This is a genomic window from Rhodoferax sp. (assembly GCF_023700745.1).
Lineage (GTDB): Bacteria > Pseudomonadota > Gammaproteobacteria > Burkholderiales > Burkholderiaceae_C > Rhodoferax.
Genome location: NZ_JAMPYG010000020.1, coordinates 21,321 through 44,753 on the forward strand (window position 1 = coordinate 21,321; position 23,433 = coordinate 44,753).

The following is a 23,433-nucleotide window of genomic DNA, read 5'->3' on the forward strand; positions in this document are numbered from 1 at the left end:
GCGCCAGGCCACCTGCAAGATGACCTCAGGTGGCAGCCTTTAATCCGCCTGCTTGCGCAAAAACGCCGGGATCTCGAAGTCATCCATACCACCGCTGCTCAGCGCGTCGACCTTGGCCGCGGCCGAGGTGCGGTTGCGCCAGACGCTGGGGGTGGCCATGGAGCCGTAGTCGGTCTGGTTGCGCCCCGCGTTGCTGGTCGCCATCGAGTTGTTCACCTGGCCCATGCCCAGCGGCGTGTTCAGGGTCGGGATGTTGAACGGCACGTCGTGGGTGCCGGTGCGCAGTCCCATCTCGGGCTGGGTTTGTGTCACCACCAGTTTCGGGCGCTGCGCCTGGCGGCTCAGGCCGGTGGCCACCACCGTGACGCGAATATGGTCACCCAGGTTGTCGTCATAGGCGGTGCCATAGATCACATGCGCGTCCTGCGAGGCGTAGTCGCGGATGGTGTTCATGGCCACTTTGGACTCGGACAGTTTCAGGCTGCCTTTGGCGGCCGAGATCAGCACCAGCACACCTTTGGCGCCGGACAGGTCAATGCCTTCGAGCAGCGGGCAGGCCACAGCCTGCTCGGCGGCGATGCGGGCACGGTCCGGGCCGGCCGCCACGGCGGTGCCCATCATGGCTTTGCCGGGTTCGCCCATCACGGTGCGCACGTCTTCAAAGTCGACGTTCACATGGCCGGGCACGTTGATGATTTCGGCGATGCCGCCAACGGCGTTTTTGAGCACGTCGTTGGCGTGGGCAAAGGCCTCGTCCTGGGTGGCGTCGTCGCCCAGCACGTCGAGCAGTTTTTCGTTCAGCACCACAATCAGCGAATCGACATTGGCTTCGAGCTCGGTCAGGCCGCTCTCGGCGTTGTCCATGCGGCGCTTGCCTTCAAACTCGAACGGTTTGGTCACCACACCCACGGTCAAAATCCCCATTTCACGCGCAATGCGGGCAATCACGGGGGCTGCGCCGGTGCCGGTGCCGCCGCCCATGCCGGCGGTGATGAACAGCATGTGGGCACCGTCGATGGCTTCGCGGATGTGCTCAATGGCCAATTCGGCCGCTTCACGCGCCTTGTCGGGCTTGCTGCCAGCGCCCAGACCGGTGCTGCCGAGCTGGATGATGAGGTGGGCGTCGCTGGTGCTAAGCGCCTGCGAATCCGTGTTGGCGCAGATGAATTCCACACCCTGGACCGCGCTGGCAATCATGTGCGCGACCGCGTTGCCGCCGCCACCGCCGACGCCGATCACCTTGATCTGGGTGCCTTGGTTAAAGCCTTCTTCGTCGATAAGTTCAATGGGCATGGTGCTCTCCTTGGGTTTCAATGAATAAAAAATAACTGGACATAACTTGCTGTAATGCGTTCGCGGATGCGACTGGCGGGTCCATGCACCGCCATCGTCGTTTGGGGCTGGCGCGGCTGCGCCACAGAATGGTTTTCATGGTCAGAAGTTCCCCACAAACCAGTCTTTGACAGAGCCGAACGCTGTTTTCATGGAGCCGTTTTTCTGCCCCACCTTGATGCCGCGCAAGCGCGCCAGGCGTGCTTCTTCGAGCAGACCCATGACGGTGGCGGCGCGCGGCTGCGCCACCATGTCGGACAGCACCCCGGTGTATTTGGGCAGGCCGCGGCGCACCGGCTTCAAAAAGATGTCTTCACCCAGTTCGACCATGCCGGGCATGACGCAACTGCCACCGGTGAGCACGATGCCGCTGGACAGCATTTCCTCAAAGCCCGAATCGCGCATGACCTGGTGCACCAGCGAGAAGATTTCCTCAACGCGCGGCTCGATCACGCCGGCCAACGCCTGGCGGCTCAGCATGCGCGGGCCGCGGTCACCCAGGCCGGGCACCTCCACCTGCGCCTCGGGGTCGGCCAGCAGCTGCTTGGCGTAGCCGTTTTCCACCTTGATTTCTTCGGCATCCTTGGTCGGCGTGCGCAAGGCCATGGCGATGTCGCTGGTGATCAGGTCGCCGGCAATCGGGATCACTGCGGTATGACGAATGGCGCCGTTGGTAAAAATGGCCAGGTCGGTGGTGCCAGCGCCAATGTCCACCAGCGCCACCCCCAGTTCGCGCTCGTCCTCGGTCAGCACCGACAGGCTGCTGGCCAGCGGGTTGAGCATGAGCTGCTCGACCTCCAGGCCGCAGCGGCGCACGCATTTGATGATGTTTTCCGCCGCGCTCTGGGCGCCGGTGACGATGTGCACCTTGGCCTCCAGCCGGATGCCGCTCATGCCGATCGGCTCTTTCACGTCCTGGCCGTCGATGATGAATTCCTGCGGCTCGACCAGCAGCAGGCGCTGGTCGGTCGAGATGTTGATGGCCTTGGCGGTTTCAACCACCCGCGCCACGTCGGCGGCGGAGACTTCGCGGTCCTTGATGGCCACCATGCCGTGCGAATTCATGCCACGGATGTGGCTACCGGTGATGCCGGTGTAGACGCGTTGGATCTTGCAGTCGGCCATCAGTTCGGCCTCTTTGAGCGCCTGCTGGATGCTCTGCACCGTGGCGTCGATGTTGACCACCACGCCGCGCTTCAGGCCATTGCTGGGCGCCACCCCCAGGCCGGCCAGCTTGAGCTCGCCACCCGGCATGACCTCGGCCACCACCACCATCACCTTGGCGGTACCGATGTCCAGACCTACGACCAAATCCTTGTACTCTTTTGCCATTGCGTCACCTGTTCACTTGCATAAGTTTTTTCACGTTATCTGCCTCAACCGTGCTCACCCCGTTCAACCGGATGGCATAACCGTCGGTATGGCGCAAATCCACGGAAGCGAGCTGTTCGACGCTTCGGTTGTAGTGCGCCGTGGCCTGTGTCACGGTCTTTAAAAATCGTTCGGTGCGCGCCACCAGTTCAGCGGTGCTGCCGCTACCCAGCTCCAGCGTGGTGCCAGCCTCAAGCTGTGCCCGCCAGCCGCCGCGCGGCGTCAGTTCAAGCTGCGTCAAGGCCATGTCCATCGGCGTCAGCAGCGGCTGCAATGTGTGGTAGGTGGCCAGCACCTTCGCGCTTTGCCCCTCCGGGCCATTCAGTCGGGGCAAATCGTCTTGCTCAAGTTCGCCCAGATTGACATCAAATACTTCGCCGAAACTGTTGACTAGGCGCGAGTCCCCTTCCACGCCCCAATAGGCCACCGGCTGATGCTCTTCCAGCTGCACCTTGAGCCGGTTCGGAAAATCACGCCGCACCACGGCCTGGCGCACCCACGGCATGGCCTCAAAGACCTGGCGCGTGGCCTGCAGGTCGAGCGTGAAGAACGTGCCTTTCAGGCGTGGCATGACATTGGCGCGCAGCGAGATCGCGTTGTAATGCGATACATCGCCCACCACCGTAACCCCGCGAATGGCAAACTGAGGCAACTGCTGCACATAAGCCAGCCCGGCGCCCAGCAGCATGAGCACCAGCAGCGCAAACAGGGTGGTAGCCACCCGGTTCATGAGCTTGATGTCGAACGGCAGGGGCGCGTTGCTGGTCATAAGGCGTAGTCGCGACTGGCTGATTGCAGCACTTGCAGGCACAGCTCGGGGTAAGCGATGCCTGCCGCCCTGGCCGCCATGGGCACCAGCGAATGGCTGGTCATGCCCGGCGAGGTGTTGATTTCCAGCAGATAGGGTTGGCGCGTATCGGCATCGATCATCACGTCAGCGCGCGCCCAGCCGCGGCAGCCCAGACTGTGGAAGGCCTTCAGCACCAGTTGCTGGATGGCGGCTTCTTCGCCTGCGGGCAGGCCACAGGGCACCAGGTACTGGGTGCTGTCGGTGAAATATTTGTTCTGGTAGTCGTAGTTGCCGTCCGGCGCAACGATGCGGATCACCGGCAGCGCGCGGGCTTGCACACCGCTGCCCAGCACCGCGATGGTGACCTCGTCACCGGCAATGAACTGCTCGCACAGCACCTCGTCATGCATGCCGGCAGCCAGCGCAAATGCGGCCTCGCACTGGTCGATGGTGGTGACCTTGGACAAGCCCAGCGTGGAGCCTTCGCGCGCAGGCTTGACGATCATGGGACAGCCCAGTTCGGCCAGCGCGGCCCGGGTCGCCTCGGCGCTGTCCACCTTCTTCCAGGCCGGGGTGGGCAGGCCGTCTGCGCGCCAGATCTGCTTGGTCATGAGCTTGTCAATGGCAATGCTGGAGGCCATCACACCCGGACCGGTGTAGGGAATGCCGAGCAGTTCAAGCGCACCCTGCACCGTGCCGTCTTCACCAAAGCGGCCATGCAGGGCAATAAAGCAGCGCGTGAATCCTTCCTTTTTCAGATCAAGCAGTTCACGCTCGGCCGTGTCAAACGCAAAGGCCTGCACCCCCAGGCTTTGCAATGCCTGCAGCACACCGCTGCCCGACATCAGCGACACCTCACGCTCGGCAGAGGTGCCCCCCATGAGCACCGCCACTTTTTCTGTTTTCAAATCAAATGAACTCATACCACCTGTCTTTCACTCGGAACAAAGGGTTGGTCTTGCCGTTGGGCGGCCACTTTGGCCGGCACGGCGCCGATTGATCCTGCGCCCATGCACAGCACCACATCACCGTCACGGACCGCATCCACAATGGCTTGCGGCAAGGCGGCAATGTCATCGACAAAGACCGGCTCGATGTGGCCGGCCACACGCAGGGCGCGCGCCAGGCTGCGGCCATCGGCTGCCACGATGGGGGCCTCACCGGCGGCATAGACCTCGGTCAGCAGCACCGCATCGGCTTGCCCAATGACCTTGACGAAGTCATCAAAACAGTCACGCGTGCGGGTATAGCGATGCGGCTGGAACGCCAGCAGCAGGCGCCGTCCGGGAAACGCACCACGTGCTGCGTCCAGCGTGGCCGCCATTTCCACCGGGTGATGTCCGTAATCGTCCACCAGCGTGAAGCTGCCGCCACCATGGGCCGCGCTGACGGGCAGTTCACCATAGCGCTGGAAGCGCCGCCCCACGCCCTTGAACTGGGCCAGTGCACGGACCACGGCAGCGTCGTCAATGCCCAGTTCCACAGCCACCGCGATCGCAGACAAGGCGTTGAGCACGTTGTGGCGGCCCGGCAAATTCAACACCACGTCCAGGTCCGGCAGTACCAGACCATTGCGGCGCTGCACGGTAAAGTGCATCTGGCCGGCCACCGCGCGCACGTTCACGGCGCGTACTTCAGCGCCTTCGTCAAAGCCATAACTGGTCACAGGACAGGTCACCTCCTGCTGAATGGCGCGCACCGCGGCATCGTCGGTACATAGGATGGCCGCACCATAAAACGGCATGCGGTGCAAAAAGTCGACAAAGGCTTTTTTCAGGTTCTCAAAGTCGTGGCCGTAGGTTTCCATGTGGTCGGCGTCGATGTTGGTCACCACCGCCATCACCGGCAACAAATTCAGAAACGAGGCATCCGACTCGTCGGCTTCCACCACGATGTATTCGCCCTGCCCGAGTCGCGCATTGGCCCCGGCACTGTTCAAGCGGCCACCAATGACAAAGGTCGGGTCCAGCCCAGCCTCGGCCAGCACGCTGGCGACCAGGCTGGTGGTGGTAGTTTTGCCATGTGTACCGGCAATCGCAATGCCCTTCTTCAGGCGCATCAGTTCGGCCAGCATGAGGGCGCGCGGCACCACCGGGATGTGCATCGCGCGGGCGGCAATCACCTCGGCATTGTCGGCTTGCACCGCCGTGGAGATCACCACGGCATCGGCACCGCTGACATGGCCTGCGGCGTGGCCGATATGGGTCTGGATGCCAAGCGCATGAAGACGTTGCAGGGTGGCGCTGTCCGACTGGTCCGAGCCCGAGATGGTGTAGCCCAGGTTGAACAGCACCTCGGCAATGCCGGACATACCGACGCCGCCAATGCCGACAAAGTGGATGTGTTGAATGGCGTGTTTCATTGAGAAAGCTCCTCACAGACCGCCACGATGCTTTCGGTGGCTTCCAGTTTTTGCATTTTTTTGGCCGCCAGAGCTTTTGCAAGCAACATCGGGCGGTCCAACTTTTGCAGCAGTTCAGCCAGCGATGTCGGCGTTAATTGACCCTGAGGCACCAGCCAGCCCGCACCCTGGTCCACGAGAAATCGGGCATTGACCGTCTGGTGGTCGTCCACCGCCGAGGGGAAAGGCACGAACAGCGCGGCGGCACCCACGGCGGCAATTTCTGTCACGGTGCTGGCCCCGGCACGACAGATCACCAGGTCGGCCTCGGCAAAGGCCTGCGCGGTGTCATCGATGAAGGGGGTTAACTGCGCCGCCACACCAGCAGCGGCATAGTTGGCACGCAGCGCCGCGATTTGTTTGGCGCCGCTCTGGTGAACCACTTCGGGACGCTGGGCTGGTGACAGCAAGGCCAGCGCCTGCGGCACGATGTCGTTGAGTGCCTTGGCGCCCAGGCTGCCGCCCACGATCAACAGCTTCAGTGGACCGGTGCGGCCGGCAAAGCGCTGCGCGGGGTCAGGCTGTTTCAAAAATGCCGAGCGCAAGGGATTGCCCACCCATTGCGCACCCTTGAACACCTTGGGAAATGCGGTAAACACCCGGTCGGCCACGCTGGCCAGCACCTTGTTGGCCAGCCCGGCCACCGAGTTTTGCTCGTGCAGCACGAGCGGTTTACCCAGCAGCACAGCCATCATGCCACCCGGGAACGTGATGTAGCCGCCCAGCCCCAGCACCACGTCGGGCTTGACGCGTCGCAGTACCTGGATGCTTTGCCAGAACGCCCTGAGCAGTCGCAATGGCAGCAATGCCACGGTAACCAGGCCCTTGCCGCGCACACCGCCAAAGTCAATGGCTTCAAAGGCGAAACCCTGAGGCGGCACCAGCTGGCTTTCCATGCTGGGGTGCCCGACGCTACCGGTGCCACCGAACCAGTGCACGCGCCAACCTTTGTCACGCAAAGCCTGCGCCACCGCCAAGCCCGGAAAAATATGGCCTCCGGTGCCGCCCGCCATGATCAATGCACATTTGCTTTTGGCGTTCATACCCGACCTCCCTGCATGAGCGCTCTGTTTTCCTGGTCAATGCGCAGCACCACGGCAATGGCCGCCAGGTTGATGAGAATGGCCGAGCCGCCGTAGCTCATGAGCGGCAGCGTCAGGCCCTTGGTGGGCAGGGCACCCAGGTTGACACCCATGTTGATGAAGGCCTGAAAACCCACCCAGATTGCCACGCCCTGAGCCACCAGCCCGGCAAACACCCGGTCCAGCGCAATAGCTTGCCGGCCGATGTACATCATCCGGCGCACCAGCCAGAAAAACAGGCAGATCACGGTGACCACGCCGATCAGGCCGAACTCCTCGCCAATCACCGCCAGCAAAAAGTCGGTATGCGCCTCGGGCAGCCAGTTGAGTTTTTCCACGCTGCCACCCAGACCCACACCAAAAATTTCGCCACGGCCAATGGCGATCAGTGCATGGGTGAGCTGGTAACCCTTGGCCAGCGCGTTCTGCTCGCTCCAGGGGTCAAGATAGGCAAAAATGCGTTCGCGGCGCCATTCGCTGGCTGCGATCATCAAGCCGAAGGCGACCAGCAGCACCGCGGCAATCAGGAAGAACATGCGGGCGTTGACGCCGCCCAAAAACAGGATGCCCATGGCAATCACGGCAATCACCATGAAGGCGCCCATGTCGGGCTCGGCCAGCAGCAGCACACCGACCACGGCCACGGCGGCGCCCATCGGCAACACGGCGCGGAAAAAACGCTCCTTGACATCCATCTTGCGCACCATGTAATCAGCCGCATAGAGCAGCACGGTGAACTTGGCCAGCTCGGAAGGCTGAAAACTCAACGGCCCCAGGCTGATCCAGCGGCGTGCACCATAAACCACCTTGCCCACATGCGGAATCAGCACCACCACCAACAGCACCAGTGACAGCAAGAACAAGGGCCGGGCCGCTTTTTCCCAGCGCGACAGCGGCACCTGGTAAGCCAGCAGCGCGACCGCAAAGGCGATCACCAGCCACATCGCGTGGCGCACCAGAAAATAGGTGTGGGTGTATCTAGCAAAGCGCGGGTTTTCCGGCATGGCGATGGAGGCCGAATACACCATCACCAGACCCCACAGCAGCAGCGCCACCGTGACCCAGACCAGCGGCTGATCAAAGCCCTGGGCACGCGAGGGGCTGGTAGCCGTGGACGCCAGGCGCGAGCCGCCCAGACGCACCGGCAGCACATCGCCCGACGGGGCCCGCGCGCGGCCAAACCAGCCCAGCAGGCCTTGAAAACGGGCAGCAAGCGCGCTCACAGATGGCCCTCCAGCATGACGCCGGCTTCCAGCGCTAGGTTTTCCACCGCCTGCACAAACAGGCGGGCACGGTGCTCGTAGTTGTCAAACATGTCAAAGCTGGCGCAAGCCGGCGACATCAGCACCGCATCGCCGGGCCGGGCCTGTGCACTCGCTTGCGTTGCGGCATCCATCATCGAAACCGCCTCGAACATCGGCACCTGGGCAGGCGCCAGCGCCGCGCGAATCAGTGGCGCATCGCGCCCGATCAGCACCACGGCCCGGCAAAAACGGTGTACCGGATCAGCCAGCGGACTGAAGTCCTGGCCCTTGCCCTCGCCGCCCAGAATCACCACCAGCTTGCGCTCGGCACCCAGGCCCTGCAGCGCAGCCACCGTGGCGCCGACGTTGGTGCCCTTGCTGTCGTCAAAGAATTCGACGCTGTTGATGATGCCCACCGGCTGCACCCGGTGCGGCTCGCCAGCGTACTCGCGCAGGCCGTACAACATGGGGCCCAGCGCGCAACCGGCGGCGCAGGCCAGCGCCAGCGCCGACAAGGCGTTGATGGCGTTGTGGCGACCGCGAATGCGCAGCGCGTCGGCGGGCATCAGGCGCTGGATGAACAGCTCGGGCGCGTCACCCTTGCGCGGCTTGATGGTTTCATCGGCCTCCAGCGCGCGCACCAGCCAGGCCATGCCGTTGACCGTCTCAATGCCGAAGTCGCCAGGGCGCTGCGGCATGTCGCCGCCAAAGCTGACATGGTCGCGCTGCCGGGGTTTCTGCAATTTCACTTTCACCGGCGCGGGCAGCATCCCCATCACCGTCTCGTCTTCCCGATTCAGGATCATCAATCCTTGCTTGCCAAAGACGGCCGTCTTGGCCTGCACATAGGCGGCCATGGAGCCATGCCAGTCCAGGTGGTCCTGCGTTATGTTGAGCACCGTGCCCGCGGTCGGCTCAAAATTTTTCTCACCTTCGAGCTGGAAGCTCGACAGCTCCAGCACCCAGACCTCGGGCAGGGCATCGGCATCCAGCCGCGCCATCAACGTGTCGAGCAGGGTCGGGCCGATGTTGCCTGCCACCGCCACGCTTTTGCCAGCCCGCTCGACCAGCTGGCCGGTAAGCGAAGTCACCGTGGTTTTGCCGTTGGTGCCGGTGATGGCCAGCACTTTGGGCACATAGTCCCGGCTGGCCCGCAGTTCGGCCAGCGCTTGCCCAAAAAGGCCCAGTTCACCAGCCACAGGAATGGCCCTGGCTTTGGCCGCTGCGGCAAGCACCGCGATGTCAGCCGGACTCAGGCCCGGACTTTTGAACACGGCCGTGATGCCGTCCTGCAACAACGCGGCATCCAGCGGCCCCGTCACAAAATGTGCCGCCGGCACGTCACGCTGCAGCACCGCCAATTGCGGCGGCGCGTTGCGCGTGTCGGCCACCGTCACCTGGGCACCAGCGCGCGCGCACCAGCGCGCCATGGCCAGCCCGGACGCGCCCAGGCCCAGGATCAGCACATGGTGATGTTGCAGCACGTTCATGGTCAACGCAGCTTCAAGGTGGACAGACCCACCAGGCACAAGAGCATGGTGATGATCCAGAAACGCACCACCACCTGGGTTTCTTTCCAGCCGCTTTTCTCAAAATGATGGTGCAACGGGGCCATCTTCAGGACACGTCGCCCCTGGCCAAAGCGCTTCTTGGTGTATTTGAAATACGTCACTTGCATCATCACCGACAGGGCCTCGACCACAAAGATGCCGCCCATGATGGCGAGCACAATTTCCTGGCGCACGATCACGGCAATGGTGCCCAGCGCCGCGCCCAGCGCCAGCGCGCCCACGTCGCCCATGAAGACCTGCGCCGGGTGCGTGTTGAACCACAAAAAGGCCAGGCCGGCACCGGCCATGGCCGCACAAAACACCATCAGCTCACCTGCGCCCGGAATATGCGGCAGGAACAGGTAGCGGGCAAACACCGAGTTACCCGTGACATAGGCAAAGACACCCAGACAGGTGCCCACCATCACCACTGGCATGATGGCCAGCCCGTCAAGGCCGTCGGTCAGGTTCACCGCATTGCTGGAGCCCACAATCACCAGATAGGTCAACAGCACAAAACCCAGCACCCCCAGCGGATAACTGACTTCCTTGAAAAACGGCACCATGAGCCCGGCCTTGGGCGGCAGGCTCAAATCGAACCCGGACTGCACCCAGGTAAAAAACAACTCCAGCACGCGGTAATTGGTGTTTTCGGAAATACTGAACACCAGGTACAGCGCCGCGAGCAGGCCAATCAGCGACTGCCACAGGTATTTCTCGCGCGAGGGCATGCCTTCGGGGTCCTTGTTGACCACCTTGCGCCAGTCGTCCGACCAGCCAATCGCACCAAAACCCAAGGTGACCAGCAGCACGATCCAGACAAAACGATTGCTCCAGTCAAACCAGAGCAGCGTTGACAGGGCAATGCACAGCAGGATCAGCACCCCACCCATGGTCGGCGTGCCGCTTTTGACATGGTGCGTGTCCATGCCGTAGCCGCGAATCGGCTGGCCAATCTTGAGCTCGGTGAGACGCCGGATCACCCAGGGGCCGGCGGCCAGGCCCATCAGCAGCGCGGTCAACGCGGCCATCACAGCGCGAAAGGTCTGGTATTGGAAGACCCGCAAAAAACCCAGATCAGGCGACAGTGTCTGCAACCATTGGCTCAACCAGATCAGCATGGGGCGCTCTCCTTGTCTTGTTGTGCGGCCTGCACAATGGCCTCGACCACCCGCTCCATCTTCATGAAGCGCGAGCCCTTGACCAGCACGCTGGCCACCTCAGGCAGCGCTGCCAGCACGGCCATCTGCACGGCCGCCATGTCGGCATACACGTCAATCGCGTCCATGGCAGTTGCAGCCTGGGTACAGGCCACGCCGGTAACGATGATTTTTTCGATCTGCTGCGCCAGCGCCCACCGCAGGGCCTCGGCATGAAACTGCGGGCCCTGGTCGCCCACCTCGCCCATGTCGCCGAGCACCAGCAGGCGCGGCCCAGGCAGCGCCGCCAGCACGTCGATGGCGGCGCGCACCGAGTCGGGGTTGGCGTTGTAGGTATCGTCAACCAGCGTCATGTCATGACCGCGGTGGCGTACCAGCAGTGCCCGCGAGCGGCCCTTGACCGGTTCGAAGGCTTCCAGTCCGGCCGCAATGGCGCTCAGCGGCACACCGGCGGCCAGCGCGCAAGCCACGGCGGCGAGTGAATTTTTGACGTTGTGGGCGCCCGCAATGTGCAGGGCGTAATGCAATTCACCTTGCGGCGTGCTGGCAAGGACCTGCCAGGCCGCGCCTGACCACAGCGCCTGTATGACCCAAACTTGCGCCCCGGCCTGCTGCGTGGCACCAAAACACAAACGGTCACGCGCGCCGGCCTTGTCAGCCCATAGCGCGCTGAAGTCATCATCAGCCGGGAACACGGCCACACCGTCGGTCGGCAAGGCGTCAATCACCGCGCCGTTTTCCTGCGCCACGGCCTCGACGGTCTGCATGAACTCAAGGTGCTCGCGCTGGGCGTTGTTGACCAGCGCCACCGTGGGCTGGGCAATGGCCGCAAGCACTGCAATTTCGCCGGGGTGGTTCATGCCGAGTTCGACTACGGCGATCCGGTGGTGGGCACGCAAGCCCAGCACGGTCAGGGGCACACCGATGTCGTTGTTCAGATTACCCTGCGTGGCCAGGCAAGCGTCAGGCTGATCAGCGCGCAGGATGCTGGCGATCATCTGCGTCACGGTGGTCTTGCCGTTGGAGCCGGTCACGGCGATCAGCGGCAGGCTGAATTGCGCGCGCCAGTGCGTGGCCAGGCTGGCCAGCGCCCGTTTGGCATCCGGCACCACCAGACCCGGCAAGCCGGCCTGGCGCAGTTTTTCCAGGGCAGCGTCACCCTGACAAATCGCCGCCACCGCACCCTTGGCCCGGGCTTCGGCCAAAAAGTCGTTGCCATCAAAGCGCTCGCCGTGCAACGCCACAAAGAGGTCACCAGGCGCCAGCGTGCGGGTGTCGGTATGCACACGTTGAATGGCCACAGCGCGGGTTTCCGGCCCTCTACCCACCCACTGCGACTGTTCCAGCCAGATGGCAACCTGCTGCAGGGTCATCATGGCGCTCATGCGGCAGGCCCCTGTGCTGGAGGGACGGCACCTTGTGCAAAAGCTTTTTTCACTTGTTCGATGTCCGAGAATGGTAGGCGCTTACCGGCAATTTCCTGGTAGTCCTCATGGCCCTTGCCGGCCAGCAACACCACGTCGGACGGACCGGCCTGCGCCAGGGTCTGGGCAATGGCGCGGGCCCGGTCAGGCTCCACCTGCACGTCGGCCACGCCTGTCAGGCCCAGCAAAATCTGGCTGATGATGGCGTCCATGGCCTCAGCGCGCGGGTTGTCGCTGGTGACCACCACGCGGTCGGCATGCGCACCCGCCACAGCGCCCATCAGCGGTCGCTTGGCGTTGTCGCGGTTGCCGCCACAACCAAACACGCACCACAAACGGCCACCCCGGGCCTGCGCTTGTGGCCGCAGGGCATCAAGCGCCTTGGCCAGCGCATCGGGCGTGTGGGCGTAATCGACCGCCACCAGCGGCTGGCCTGGCACGCTGACACATTCCATGCGGCCTGGCACCGGCGTCAAATGCGCACAGGCTTGCACCGCATCGGCCAAGGTAACACCCAGGGTGCGCATGGCCGCGATCACGCCGAGCAGGTTGCTTACGTTGTAGGCACCAATGAGCCGGGTCTGCAAGCGCCGTTGTTGCGGTCCTTCGACCACGTCAAATGCCACGCCCTGGGCTTCGTAACGAATGTCCTGCGCCTGCAAACGGGCCTGATTGGCCGAGCCGGGGGCGATCGACAAAGTCCACAGGTCCAGCGCGCTGGCCGCTAACTGCCCGGCCAAATCGGCACCATAAGGGTCATCCACATTGACCACGGCCGCGCGCAAGTGCGGCCAGGCAAACAGGCTGGCCTTGGCCTGCCAGTAACTGGCCATGTCACCGTGGTAATCCAGATGGTCCTGCGTCACGTTGGTCAATACCGCCGTGTGGATCCGGGTGCCCGCGAGTCGCTGCTCCTCGATGCCGATCGACGAGGCCTCGATGGCACAGGCTTGCAAGCCTTGTTTGACAAATTCGGCAAATGCCGCCTGCAGCGCAACCGGGTCGGGGGTGGTCAGGCCGGTGCTGGCCAAGTGCGGCGGCACACCCACGCCCAGGGTACCCACCACGCCACAGGGGATGGCTTGTGCCTGTGGCAGGTTCGAAAGCGCCTGCGCCAGCCACCAGGTACTGGAGGTCTTGCCGTTGGTGCCGGTCACCGCCAGCACCGCAAGGTCCTGGCTGGGTGCGCCAAACCAGGCATCAGCCACCCTGCCGCTGGCCGCTTTCAGGCCCGGATAGGTGGCGACACGTGCATCGTTCAAGGCAAAGGCCTGCACCCCGTCCTGTTCCACCAGACAGGCCGCAGCGCCCGCCGCCAGAGCCGCAGCCACATGGGCACGGGCGTCCACCGCCGCGCCGGGCCAGGCCAGAAAACCATCGCCGGGCCGGACCTGGCGACTGTCGGTACGCAGCGTGCCGGTGACGCGCGTACGCAACCAGCCGGCAGCATCCTGTGGAGTAAAAAATTGTTGCAGCATCAGAAGCTTTCTTCCACCGCATCAGTGATCACCTGCGGCTTCACCGACAGGTCGGGTGCAATGCCCAGCACGCGCAGGGTTTGCTGCACCGTCTGGCTGAAGACAGGCGCCGCGGTATCGCCGCCGAAATACTTGCCATTGCTGGGTTCGTCAATCATCACCGCCACAGCAATGCGCGGGGCGTCGATCGGCGCCAAACCGGCAAAGACACCGCGGTACTTCTTGTCAGCGTAACCCTTGCCCTCCACCTTGTGCGCGGTGCCGGTCTTGCCACCCACCGAGTAACCCATGGTCTGCGCCTTCTGTGCCGTCCCCCCCGGAAGGGTCACCAGATGCAGCATCTGGCGCACATCACGGGCATGACGGGCCTCAATGACGGAGACCCCCACGGCAGGCTCGCTCATCTTGAACATGGTCACTGGCGCCAGGTCGCCATCACGGCCAAAGATGGTGTAGGCATGGGCCAGCTGAAACAGGCTCACCGAGACACCATAACCGTAGCTCATGGTGGCCTGCTCGATCGGACGCCAGCTCTTGTAAGGACGCAGGCGGCCACTCACGGCACCCGGAAAAGGCAACTCGGGTTTCTGGCCAAAACCGACCTGGGTGTACATCTCCCACATTTTTCGGGGTGGCATTTGCATGGCGATCTTGACGGTACCGACGTTGCTCGATTTCTGGATCACGCCGGTCACACTCAGCATGCCTTGGGGGTGCGAATCGCTGATGGTGGCGCTGCCAATGCTCAAGCGGCCCGGGGCGGTTTGAATTTTTGTTTCCGGCGTCACCATGCCTTGGTTCAGCGCGGTGGCAATGACAAAGGGTTTCATGGTCGAGCCTGGCTCGAAGGTGTCGGTCAAGGCCCGGTTGCGCAACTGGGCACCACTCAGGTTGCGGCGTTTGTCGGGCACAAAACTGGGGTAGTTGGCGAGTGCCAGCACCTCGCCGGTTTGTACATCCAGCACCACCACACTGCCGGCTTTGGCCTTGTGCTGCAGCACCGCTTCCTTGAGCGTCTGATAGGCAAAGAACTGCACCTTGCTGTCGATGCTGAGTTGCAGGTCACGGCCATCCACCGGTGCAATCTGCTCGCGCACATCTTCCACCACCCGACCCATGCGGTCCTTGATGACGCGCCTTGAGCCATTGCGGCCACCCAACTCCTTGTTGAACGCCAGCTCCATCCCCTCCTGACCCTGGTCTTCCACATTGGTGAAGCCCACCACATGGGCGGCGGCTTCACCCTCGGGGTACTGGCGTTTGTATTCCTTGCGCTGGTAAATACCCTTGAGGCCCAGCGCCGCAATCTCGTTGCCCACCGACTCGTCCACCTGACGTTTGAGCCAGACGAAAGTCTTGTCCTCATCTTCGAGCTTTTTGTTGAGCTCGGCCAGCGGCATGTCGAGCAGACTGGCCAGCTTTTTCAGCCCCTCGGGGTCGCGCGGCACGTCCTCCGGAATGGCCCAGATACTGGGCACCGGGATGCTCGACGCCAGCACGATGCCATTGCGGTCCAGTATGCGGCCGCGGCTGGCAGGCAGCGCCAGGGTGCGGGCAAAACGCACCTCGCCCTGCCTTTGGAAAAACTCGTTTTCAATCACCTGGATGTACACCGCCCGCCCCACCAGTCCGGCAAAAGACAAGGCAATGGCGGCCACGATGAACTTGCTGCGCCACACCGGTGTGGGGCTGGCCAGCAAGGGGCTGGAGGTGTAGGCAATGCTGCGGCTCATGGCTTGCGTCCCTCGACCGCGCTGGCCGGGTGCGCCGCACCAGGACTGGCCTCTGGCACAACGGTGTGATTGGCGTAGCTGACATAGGTGGTCACCGCCGGGGTCGCCGCGCGCATTTGCAATTTCGACCTGGCCAGGCTTTCAACCCTTGCTGAAGTGGCCTGAGCCCGCTTTTCGACCTGCAAGCGCTCGTTTTCGGTGGCCAGCTTGAGCGCCTGCGACTTGGCCCGATCGAGCTCCGAGTAGAGCCGGCGCGACTCATATTGCACATTGACCAGGTACAGCGCGCTAAGCAGCACGCCCAGCAGCAGCATCAGATTGAGCCGCATCATGCGCGTGGCTCCGTGGTCGCTGGCGCGAGGCGCTCGGCCACCCGCATGATGGCGCTGCGCGAACGCGGGTTGGCAGCCACTTCCGCCGCACCGGGCCTGATGCGCGCCAGCACCTTGAACTGCATCACCTGAGGCGCGGCAAACGGCGCCCGGCGGTCAAATACCTCGCGCGAATGTTTGGCCAGAAACTGCTTGACGATGCGGTCTTCGAGCGAATGAAAACTGATCACCACCAGGCGCCCGCCAGGCTGCAGCACCTTGAGTGTGGCCGCTAGCGCCTGTTGCAGCTCTTCAAGTTCGGCATTGATGTAAATCCGAAAAGCCTGAAATGTGCGCGTTGCAGGGTCCTTGCCCGGCTCGCGGGTTTTGACCGCGTCAGCCACGATTCGGGCCAGTTCAGTGGTGGTTGAAATAGCGAACCCTGCCTGTCGGCGCGCAACAATCGCCTTTGCAATGGCGCCAGCAAACCGTTCTTCACCATAATCACGAATCACCTCCAGAATTTCATCAAGCTCGGCGTGAGCAAGCCACTCGGCCACACTTTGACCGCGCGTGGTGTCCATGCGCATGTCCAGCGGGCCTTCGCCCCTGAAACTGAAACCGCGCGCCGGGTTGTCCACCTGGGGTGAACTGATGCCCAGGTCCAGCAACACCCCGGCCACACTGGCAGGCGGCAACTCACCCAAATGGCTGAAGCCCTGGTGGCGAATGGAAAAGCGCGGGTCAGTGATGGTGGCGGCCTCGGTCAGCGCATCGGGGTCCTTGTCAAACGCGATCAGACGGGCATTCGCTGGCAGACGGGACAGCATCAGGCGGCTGTGGCCGCCACGGCCAAAAGTGGCATCGACAAACACCGGTGCCGCGCTGGCGGGCCATGGGTCGGCAGCCGGGTCGGCAGCGTCAGTCGCACCGAGCAAAGCATCGACTGCTTCGCTCAATAAGACGGTAGTGTGAGTCCATGCAGTTTCCACCGTCGGCCTTCAGAAAGAGAAGTCCTTGAAGACATCGGGCATGTCGCCCTGCATGGCCTGTGCCTCCTGGGCATCGTAGGTGGCCTTGTCCCACAACTCAAAAAAGTTGCCCATGCCCAGCAAAACAGATTCCTTGGCAATACCCGCCGCGGCGCGCAGTTCGGGCGAAATCAGCACGCGGCCAGTGCCATCGAGCTCGACGTCCATGGCGTTGCCCAGAAAAATCCGCTTCCACCACTGCGCCGACATCGGCAACGCGGCAATACGGTCACGGAACTTTTCCCATTCGGGACGGGGGAAAATCATCAGGCAGCCGTGCGGGTGCTTGGTGATGGTGATCTGGCCAGAAGCTACCGCATTCAAGACGTCACGATGCCGGGTTGGCACAGACAGCCGACCCTTTGCATCAAGACTTAATGAGGAAGCCCCTTGAAACACGATAGCTAGCCTTTGATTTTCAAAACAAACCGGGAAATGGTGGTGTAAAAGCACAATTCACCACTAAATTGCACTTTTTTGCACTGTAGCAGCAAAAACAGCACATGCAAACTACTTTGCAATAAATTTTTACAATGAAATCAAAGACTTAGAAGCGGTTTCGAACCTGGCTCCAGGCTAAAAATCGTTCTAAATGAAGTACTTAGCGTTCTAAGTCAATGTGATGCGTGAGGAAATGAGGGTGCTGGGGTCAGCGCAAATCTTGGTCTGCCACGCAAAAGCAAAAGTTTCTTGATCCGACCCCGAAGAACACCTCTGATCAGTTGGGGCCAGAGCAAATTTGCTGCGCAAATCTTGGTCTGGCCCGCAAAGTCTCAGGTTTAAAGAATATACCGGCTCAGGTCTTCGTTCTGGCTGAGTTCGGCCAGGCGCGCATCGACGTAGGCGGCATCCACCTGCACGGTCTGGCCAGCAAGGTTGGCGGCATTGAAGCTGACCTCATCAAGCAGGCGCTCCATCACGGTGGACAGGCGGCGCGCGCCGATGTTTTCGGTGCGTTCATTGACGTCAAAGGCAATCTGCGCGAGCCGTCCGATACCGGCCTCAGAAAATTCCACCGTCACCTGCTCGGTGGCCAGCAGCGCCTGGTATTGCTTGACCAGCGAAGCCGTGGTTTGCGTCAGGATGGCGACGAAATCTGCCACCGACAGCGATTGCAGCTCGACCCGGATCGGGAAGCGCCCCTGCAACTCGGGAATCAGGTCGCTGGGTTTGCTCAAGTGAAACGCGCCCGAGGCAATGAACAAAATATGGTCGGTCTTGACCATGCCGTACTTGGTGGAGACGGTGGTGCCTTCGACCAGCGGCAGCAGGTCGCGCTGCACGCCTTGGCGCGAGACCTCGGCGCCGCTGCCTTCCGAGCGCGACGTGACCTTGTCGATTTCGTCAATGAAGACGATGCCGTTTTGCTCCAGCATCTGTAGCGCCTGCAACTTGATCTCATCCTCGTTGACCAGTTTGGCGGCTTCCTCTTCAACCAGCAGCTTGAGGGCCTCGGCAATCTTGAGTTTGCGTTTTTGTGTTTTGTTCTGGTTGAGCTGGCCAAACATGCCGCGCAATTGTTCGGTCATTTCTTCCATGCCGGCGGGTCCCATGATCTCAAGCTGCGGGACATTTTGTGCCACATCGAGCTCGATGTCGCGGTCATCGAGCTGGCCTTCGCGCAGTTTTTTGCGAAAGGTCTGGCGTGCCGTGCTCTCGGGCTCATTGCCGGCGACCACGCCAAACTCCTGGCGCGGCATCGGAATCAGAATGTCGAGCACCCGGTCTTCGGCCGCATCTTCAGCCCGCGCGCGCACTTTCCTGGTCTCGGCCTGGCGTGTTTGCTTGACCGCAATGTCAGCCAGGTCACGGATGATCGCGTCCACGTCTTTGCCGACGTAACCCACCTCGGTGAACTTGGTGGCCTCAACCTTGATGAACGGGGCATCGGCCAGGCGCGCCAGACGGCGTGCGATTTCGGTCTTGCCCACGCCCGTGGGCCCAATCATCAGAATGTTCTTGGGCGTGATCTCGCCGCGCAGCTCAAGGCCGACCTGTTGACGGCGCCAGCGGTTGCGCAAGGCAATCGCCACCGCACGCTTGGCCTGCTGCTGACCGACGATGTGTTTGTCGAGTTCGGCGACGATTTCCTGGGGGGTGAGAGAAGACATAGGTTAGAGCGATTCAATCGTATGGTTCATGTTGGTGTAAATACAGATTTCACCCGCAATTTCAAGCGATTTTTTGACCATGTCGGTGGCCGACAGGTCGGTGTGGTTGAGCAGGGCAATGGCTGCGGCTTGCGCATAGGCGCCGCCAGAGCCAATGGCGACGATGCCGTTTTCGGGTTCCAGCACGTCGCCGTTGCCGGTGATGATGAGCGAGGCGTCCAGGTCGGCCACTGCCAGCATGGCTTCCAGACGGCGCAGCACCCGGTCGGTGCGCCAGTCTTTGGTGAGTTCAATGGCGGCGCGCACCAGATGACCCTGGTGTTTTTCGAGCTTGGCCTCAAAACGCTCAAACAGCGTGAAGGCATCGGCGGTTGCGCCGGCAAAACCGGCCAGCACCTTGCCATGGTAGAGCTTGCGCACCTTGCGCGCCGTGCCCTTGACCACGATGTTGCCCAGCGTCACCTGGCCATCACCGCCAATGGCGACCTGCACACCCTGTGGGGTTTTGCGGCGCACACTGATGATGGTGGTGCCGTGAAATTGCTCCATGAAATTCCTCTGTTAACTAATGGGTTCGCGTCAGCACTTGCGCGTGCTGATTGATGCCAATCAAATTGAAAAATGCTGCGACCAAAAATGGCACATCCCTGAATTCAATCTGGCACCCGAGCGCCTGGCCCTGAGCCACCCAATTCAAGATACTGCCTGCAGCAGAGAAATCGACCCGGATCAACTCGCTGCAAGAAATGACCACCGTCCGGTTGTTTTGGCGGGCCTCATCCAGCGCGGGCAAGCCGGTGACCACATCACCCTGAAGCTCACCCGCCAAAGCCACATCAAACGGACTTGCGGACAGTGCACCCGTCGTTACATCCGGACTGGCCTTTGGCGCACCAGAAGACGCTTGCGTGCGCAACACACACGTTGTCTCAGACCAGGGACTGGGGGCTGTTTCGTAGGTCAAGCAAAACTCGAACGCAGCCAATTCGAAGTCATCCTGCCATTGCAAGACACGCAACAAGTTCATGCGCAGGGACCACCAGAATTCAGCGGTCTGACGGCCCCCCCTGGGCGTCGCTGCGCGCACAAGCTGCACCAGCACCTGCTCACCCTGAAATTCAAGGCAACCCTGCTGGGCACACCAGGCGGCAAACAAAGTTGCCAACTGCTGCGCCGCTGGCGGCGTGATCTGTTGCAGGTTTGACCAATCCAGTGTCAAGCAATCCTGCGTGGGCAAATGGTCTGGCAATGGCGCCAGTGCTGGCAAATCAAGTTGTGCCGGGCAATACCAGACCCGGGCCTGCGCCAGCGCAGCCTGGGGCTCGGGTGCCATTGCAGCGGGCAACCAGACCGGTCCGGGAACGCCAAATTGCTGCGAAAAGTTCAAGGCTTCACGCTCGAAACTGGCTTGCATCCGCAAACTTCGGTACAGATCGAACAAGGCTTCGGCCTGCGCCTGCGCCACGACCGTCAGCGTGGCATGGGTCCGCAAAGCGGTCAGCAAAACGGATTCCGCACCCGCATCGTCGCCGTTGGCAAAGCGCACTGCAGCCTCTTCCAGGTCTGGATCGGTCAAATTGTCCCTGAGCTCCGGGGCCCGCAATGTGGCGAAATCGAAGCGGCTGTCATCGGTCGAAGGGAGCTGCTGCCTGGCACTGACGGAGGTGTCAGCCTCATGTCCGGAGGCGCTGATTTGAAGCGTCGGCACCTGCCCCATCATGGTGGGAAAATCGTCAAAATCAATCTGGCTGTTTTTCACCAGGGTCGAGGCAAAGAGGCTGTCGTCACTGGTGCTAATGGCCGGTACAGGGTCGCTGGGCGGAGCTGGCACAGACTCAGCCTGAGGTGCTGGCTTTTGCCCCTTCCACCATTGCTTTGACATCTGGGCTTCAATCTCGTCAATTTTGCGGATGGTCTGGGCCCGATCATCCAGATCCGTGATGCCCGTGGCAGCACCCAAGGTGGATGACTTGTCGCTCAGATCAGGCTTGGCCAGCGCGGCCTGATGGCGCAATTGGCGCAGTTGATTGAATTCGGACTTGCGGATCGCATCTTCACGACGTTTGCGATCGATCATGTCCTTGAGCATTTGCCGGTTTTTTGCCAGCGTCGGCTCCAGCAGGGGGTCAGGGTCGCGATCCCAATCAGGTCCGGTTTGGGTCTCGATTTTGTCCAAATCGCCCCAATGAACGCTTGGGTTACGAACAAACTTGGCAACTTTGGCAAGTAGTCGTGAACTATTGGGTAGCGTGGCCATATCAGTCCAACCGACGCGGGATACCGTCAGGCGACATGCTCAGTCACCGAACATTTTTTGCTTGAGCTCGCGGCGCTGCTGGGCCTCCAGGGAAAGCGTCGCGGTGGGTCGTGCCAGCAGCCGGCCAACACCGATGGCTTCACCGGTCTCATCACAGTAACCATAGTCACCGGCATCGATACGCGTGATCGACTGTTCAATTTTCTTGAGCAGTTTGCGCTCGCGGTCCCGGGTGCGCAACTCCAGGGCATGCTCTTCTTCGATGGTGGCCCGGTCAGCGGGATCAGGCACCACCACCGTGTCTTCGCGCAAATGCTCGGTTGTCTCACCGGCATTGTTGAGCATGTCGTTTTTGAGATTGACCAATTTCAGCCGGAAATACGCCAACTGCGTGTCGTTCATGTAGTCATCGTCCGACATGGCCAGGATCTCGGCATCGGAGAGTTCGTTGACGGGCTTGGTTTTCCAGTTATTGGCCAGCTTCTTGTCTTTTTTGACAGACGATGCCAAGGGTGACACGATCGGCGCCACGCTCGTCATTTGGGTAAAACTGGCCTTGGCGGCCGTAGAGGCCACTGTCTGGGCCATGGAGGGCACCGTGAGTTGGGCCAGGCGAGAGGAAGGACGACCGGTACGCACCGGTACGCCTGAGGGCGTCATCTGGGTGGCGGGTGCGGCAGCTTTGGGGGATACGGGGGTTTGAGTAGTCACTTCTTGAGGCTTTTTCTTGGGTACGGATACAACAGGCTTGGCCACTTTGGCGGCTGGCTGCTTGACAGCCACAGGTTTGACAGCCTCAACAACGGCAGCGGCTTTTTTGGCAGTCGCTTTTGATTTGACAGTTTGCGCTTTCACGGGTGACCTCCTGACAGGTTTATCCTGAATGGTTGGCGTCTGATTTGTCATGCTGGCAAGCTCAGGCAAGGGTTTTTCACTGGCGCGCGAGTGTACAGGCTTGGCCAGTGGAAACCCCATCAGTTGCAAAAGCGAGACAAACATGACACACCCGACTGCTGGTTAAAAAACAATCTCACACAAGGCTTTGCTCCATGCCCTGCAGAAAAATATCCTTGGGTAGATCAATGCCAATGAATACCATTTTGCTGCACGGCTTCTCGTCCTGGGCCCACACCGGCCCCAGATCGCTGCCCATCAACTGGTGAACGCCCTGAAAAATGACCTTACGATCAGTGCCCTTCATGTACAGCACACCTTTGTAGCGCAACATGCGCGGACCGTAAATATTGACAATGGCGCCCAGAAAGTCTTCCAGCTTGGCCGGGTCAAAGGCCCGTTCCGAGCGAAACACAAAGCTTTTGACATCGTCATCATGGTGGTGATGGTGACCGCTTTGGTGGGACGGATGGTCGCAATGCTCGCCATGTTCGTGATCATGCGCATGGTCATGCCCTGCATGCTCGTCTTCCTTGAGGAAATCGGGGTCAATGTCGAGCTTGGAATTGAGGTTGAAACCGCGCAGGTCAAACACTTCCGAGAGCGCCACCTCGCCAAAATGCACCGCTTGTTGCGGCGCACGCGGGTTCATGTGCTTGAGCCGGTGCATCAGTGCCTGGGTGGCTTCGGCCGACACCAGATCCGTCTTGCTGATGAAAATCTGGTCGGCAAAACCGACCTGACGGCGTGCCTCCTGACGGTCATTGAGCTGCTGGTCGGCATGTTTGGCATCGACCAGCGTCAGGATCGAGTCGAGCAGGTAGCTCTCGGCAATTTCGTCGTCCATGAAAAACGTCTGTGCCACCGGACCGGGGTCGGCAACCCCGGTGGTTTCGATCACCACGCGGTCGAAATCGAGCAGGCCCTGGCGTTTTTTGGCCGCCAGCAGTTGCAGCGCTTCGCGCAGGTCTTCGCGGATGGTGCAGCAAATGCAGCCATTGCTCATCTGGATGATCTGCTCTTTGGAGTCGGTCACCAGAATGTCGTTGTCAATGTTTTCTTCGCCAAACTCGTTTTCGATGATGGCAATCTTCTGGCCATGCGCCTCGGACAGGACACGTTTGAGCAGCGTGGTTTTACCGGAGCCGAGAAAACCGGTGAGGATGGTGGCAGGAATAAGGCTCATAGCAAGGCATATCGAAAGGGAGCGAGTGTAACGACCCCGGGCTGAAACTCATTTGCGCATCACCACCAATCCCTTAAG

General features: G+C 61.5%; 20 protein-coding genes. All 20 read right to left on the reverse strand.

Features of this window, described 5'->3' with window-relative positions:
* Positions 1 to 39 precede the first annotated feature (39 nt).
* A complete protein-coding gene (gene ftsZ, locus NDJ10_RS13575) occupies positions 40 to 1,293 on the reverse strand; it encodes a cell division protein FtsZ (RefSeq protein ID WP_296163183.1) in 1,254 nt (417 codons plus the stop codon).
* Positions 1,294 to 1,434: 141 nt separating this feature from the next.
* On the reverse strand, positions 1,435 to 2,664 hold the full coding sequence (gene ftsA / locus NDJ10_RS13580; RefSeq protein WP_296163185.1) for a cell division protein FtsA: 1,230 nt from the start codon (positions 2,662 to 2,664) through the stop codon (positions 1,435 to 1,437).
* Positions 2,665 to 2,668: 4 nt separating this feature from the next.
* On the reverse strand, positions 2,669 to 3,472 hold the full coding sequence (locus tag NDJ10_RS13585) for a cell division protein FtsQ/DivIB (protein WP_296163187.1): 804 nt from the start codon (positions 3,470 to 3,472) through the stop codon (positions 2,669 to 2,671).
* Positions 3,469 to 4,416, reverse strand: coding sequence for a D-alanine--D-alanine ligase (locus NDJ10_RS13590; RefSeq protein WP_296163189.1), 948 nt, complete (start codon positions 4,414 to 4,416; stop codon positions 3,469 to 3,471). The genes NDJ10_RS13585 and NDJ10_RS13590 overlap by 4 nt, the downstream gene beginning before the upstream one ends.
* The gene (gene murC / locus NDJ10_RS13595; RefSeq protein ID WP_296163191.1) at positions 4,413 to 5,855 is read right to left on the reverse strand and encodes a UDP-N-acetylmuramate--L-alanine ligase; all 1,443 of its coding nucleotides are present in this window, start codon (positions 5,853 to 5,855) and stop codon (positions 4,413 to 4,415) included. The genes NDJ10_RS13590 and murC overlap by 4 nt, the downstream gene beginning before the upstream one ends.
* Positions 5,852 to 6,937 (reverse strand): undecaprenyldiphospho-muramoylpentapeptide beta-N-acetylglucosaminyltransferase, encoded by a 1,086-nt coding sequence (gene murG, locus NDJ10_RS13600; RefSeq protein ID WP_296163192.1) that lies wholly within the window; start codon positions 6,935 to 6,937, stop codon positions 5,852 to 5,854. Before murG ends, murC begins: the two co-directional genes overlap by 4 nt.
* Entirely contained in the window at positions 6,934 to 8,169 is a 1,236-nt protein-coding gene (gene ftsW, locus NDJ10_RS13605; RefSeq protein ID WP_296163224.1) for a putative lipid II flippase FtsW, read from the reverse strand. The genes murG and ftsW overlap by 4 nt, the downstream gene beginning before the upstream one ends.
* Before the next feature lie 26 nt (positions 8,170 to 8,195).
* Positions 8,196 to 9,710: a UDP-N-acetylmuramoyl-L-alanine--D-glutamate ligase gene (gene murD, locus NDJ10_RS13610; protein WP_296163194.1), complete on the reverse strand. Its 1,515-nt coding sequence runs from the start codon at positions 9,708 to 9,710 to the stop codon at positions 8,196 to 8,198.
* Positions 9,711 to 9,712: 2 nt separating this feature from the next.
* Positions 9,713 to 10,891, reverse strand: a complete 1,179-nt coding sequence (gene mraY / locus NDJ10_RS13615; protein WP_296163196.1) for a phospho-N-acetylmuramoyl-pentapeptide-transferase — start codon at positions 10,889 to 10,891, stop codon at positions 9,713 to 9,715.
* Positions 10,885 to 12,306 carry a UDP-N-acetylmuramoyl-tripeptide--D-alanyl-D-alanine ligase gene (gene murF / locus NDJ10_RS13620; protein WP_296163198.1) on the reverse strand — a complete coding sequence of 474 codons (1,422 nt, stop codon included), beginning with the start codon at positions 12,304 to 12,306 and terminating at the stop codon, positions 10,885 to 10,887. Before murF ends, mraY begins: the two co-directional genes overlap by 7 nt.
* Before the next feature lie 5 nt (positions 12,307 to 12,311).
* Positions 12,312 to 13,832, reverse strand: a complete 1,521-nt coding sequence (locus NDJ10_RS13625; RefSeq protein ID WP_296163200.1) for a UDP-N-acetylmuramoyl-L-alanyl-D-glutamate--2,6-diaminopimelate ligase — start codon at positions 13,830 to 13,832, stop codon at positions 12,312 to 12,314.
* Positions 13,832 to 15,565, reverse strand: a complete 1,734-nt coding sequence (locus NDJ10_RS13630; RefSeq protein ID WP_296163203.1) for a penicillin-binding protein 2 — start codon at positions 15,563 to 15,565, stop codon at positions 13,832 to 13,834. The genes NDJ10_RS13625 and NDJ10_RS13630 overlap by 1 nt, the downstream gene beginning before the upstream one ends.
* On the reverse strand, positions 15,562 to 15,897 hold the full coding sequence (ftsL, locus tag NDJ10_RS13635; protein WP_296163205.1) for a cell division protein FtsL: 336 nt from the start codon (positions 15,895 to 15,897) through the stop codon (positions 15,562 to 15,564). Before ftsL ends, NDJ10_RS13630 begins: the two co-directional genes overlap by 4 nt.
* Positions 15,894 to 16,868, reverse strand: coding sequence for a 16S rRNA (cytosine(1402)-N(4))-methyltransferase RsmH (gene rsmH, locus NDJ10_RS13640; RefSeq protein ID WP_296163208.1), 975 nt, complete (start codon positions 16,866 to 16,868; stop codon positions 15,894 to 15,896). Before rsmH ends, ftsL begins: the two co-directional genes overlap by 4 nt.
* Positions 16,869 to 16,877: 9 nt before the next feature.
* Positions 16,878 to 17,306 (reverse strand): division/cell wall cluster transcriptional repressor MraZ, encoded by a 429-nt coding sequence (gene mraZ / locus NDJ10_RS13645; protein WP_296163210.1) that lies wholly within the window; start codon positions 17,304 to 17,306, stop codon positions 16,878 to 16,880.
* Positions 17,307 to 17,686: 380 nt separating this feature from the next.
* Positions 17,687 to 19,018, reverse strand: a complete 1,332-nt coding sequence (gene hslU / locus NDJ10_RS13650) for an ATP-dependent protease ATPase subunit HslU (protein WP_296163211.1) — start codon at positions 19,016 to 19,018, stop codon at positions 17,687 to 17,689.
* 3 nt (positions 19,019 to 19,021) lie between these two features.
* Positions 19,022 to 19,567: an ATP-dependent protease subunit HslV gene (hslV, locus tag NDJ10_RS13655; RefSeq protein ID WP_296163213.1), complete on the reverse strand. Its 546-nt coding sequence runs from the start codon at positions 19,565 to 19,567 to the stop codon at positions 19,022 to 19,024.
* A 16-nt stretch (positions 19,568 to 19,583) separates the two neighbouring features.
* Complete coding sequence (locus NDJ10_RS13660) at positions 19,584 to 21,194, reverse strand: STAS domain-containing protein (protein ID WP_296163215.1); 1,611 nt, start codon at positions 21,192 to 21,194, stop codon at positions 19,584 to 19,586.
* 120 nt (positions 21,195 to 21,314) lie between these two features.
* Positions 21,315 to 22,130 (reverse strand): RNA polymerase-binding protein DksA, encoded by an 816-nt coding sequence (gene dksA / locus NDJ10_RS13665; RefSeq protein WP_296163218.1) that lies wholly within the window; start codon positions 22,128 to 22,130, stop codon positions 21,315 to 21,317.
* A 175-nt stretch (positions 22,131 to 22,305) separates the two neighbouring features.
* Positions 22,306 to 23,355 carry a GTP-binding protein gene (locus tag NDJ10_RS13670; RefSeq protein WP_296163219.1) on the reverse strand — a complete coding sequence of 350 codons (1,050 nt, stop codon included), beginning with the start codon at positions 23,353 to 23,355 and terminating at the stop codon, positions 22,306 to 22,308.
* Positions 23,356 to 23,433: the final 78 nt, after the last annotated feature.

What these genes read in the sequence shown, in the direction of transcription:
- ftsZ (WP_296163183.1), bottom strand. Translation starts at nt 1,293, where the DNA reads ATGCCCATTGAACTTATCGACGAAGAAGGCTTTAACCAAGGCACCCAG.
- ftsA (WP_296163185.1), bottom strand. Translation starts at nt 2,664, where the DNA reads ATGGCAAAAGAGTACAAGGATTTGGTCGTAGGTCTGGACATCGGTACC.
- NDJ10_RS13585 (WP_296163187.1), bottom strand. Translation starts at nt 3,472, where the DNA reads ATGACCAGCAACGCGCCCCTGCCGTTCGACATCAAGCTCATGAACCGG.
- NDJ10_RS13590 (WP_296163189.1), bottom strand. Translation starts at nt 4,416, where the DNA reads ATGAGTTCATTTGATTTGAAAACAGAAAAAGTGGCGGTGCTCATGGGG.
- murC (WP_296163191.1), bottom strand. Translation starts at nt 5,855, where the DNA reads ATGAAACACGCCATTCAACACATCCACTTTGTCGGCATTGGCGGCGTC.
- murG (WP_296163192.1), bottom strand. Translation starts at nt 6,937, where the DNA reads ATGAACGCCAAAAGCAAATGTGCATTGATCATGGCGGGCGGCACCGGA.
- murD (WP_296163194.1), bottom strand. Translation starts at nt 9,710, where the DNA reads ATGAACGTGCTGCAACATCACCATGTGCTGATCCTGGGCCTGGGCGCG.
- mraY (WP_296163196.1), bottom strand. Translation starts at nt 10,891, where the DNA reads ATGCTGATCTGGTTGAGCCAATGGTTGCAGACACTGTCGCCTGATCTG.
- murF (WP_296163198.1), bottom strand. Translation starts at nt 12,306, where the DNA reads ATGATGACCCTGCAGCAGGTTGCCATCTGGCTGGAACAGTCGCAGTGG.
- NDJ10_RS13625 (WP_296163200.1), bottom strand. Translation starts at nt 13,832, where the DNA reads ATGCTGCAACAATTTTTTACTCCACAGGATGCTGCCGGCTGGTTGCGT.
- NDJ10_RS13630 (WP_296163203.1), bottom strand. Translation starts at nt 15,565, where the DNA reads ATGAGCCGCAGCATTGCCTACACCTCCAGCCCCTTGCTGGCCAGCCCC.
- ftsL (WP_296163205.1), bottom strand. Translation starts at nt 15,897, where the DNA reads ATGATGCGGCTCAATCTGATGCTGCTGCTGGGCGTGCTGCTTAGCGCG.
- hslU (WP_296163211.1), bottom strand. Translation starts at nt 19,018, where the DNA reads ATGTCTTCTCTCACCCCCCAGGAAATCGTCGCCGAACTCGACAAACAC.
- hslV (WP_296163213.1), bottom strand. Translation starts at nt 19,567, where the DNA reads ATGGAGCAATTTCACGGCACCACCATCATCAGTGTGCGCCGCAAAACC.
- NDJ10_RS13670 (WP_296163219.1), bottom strand. Translation starts at nt 23,355, where the DNA reads ATGAGCCTTATTCCTGCCACCATCCTCACCGGTTTTCTCGGCTCCGGT.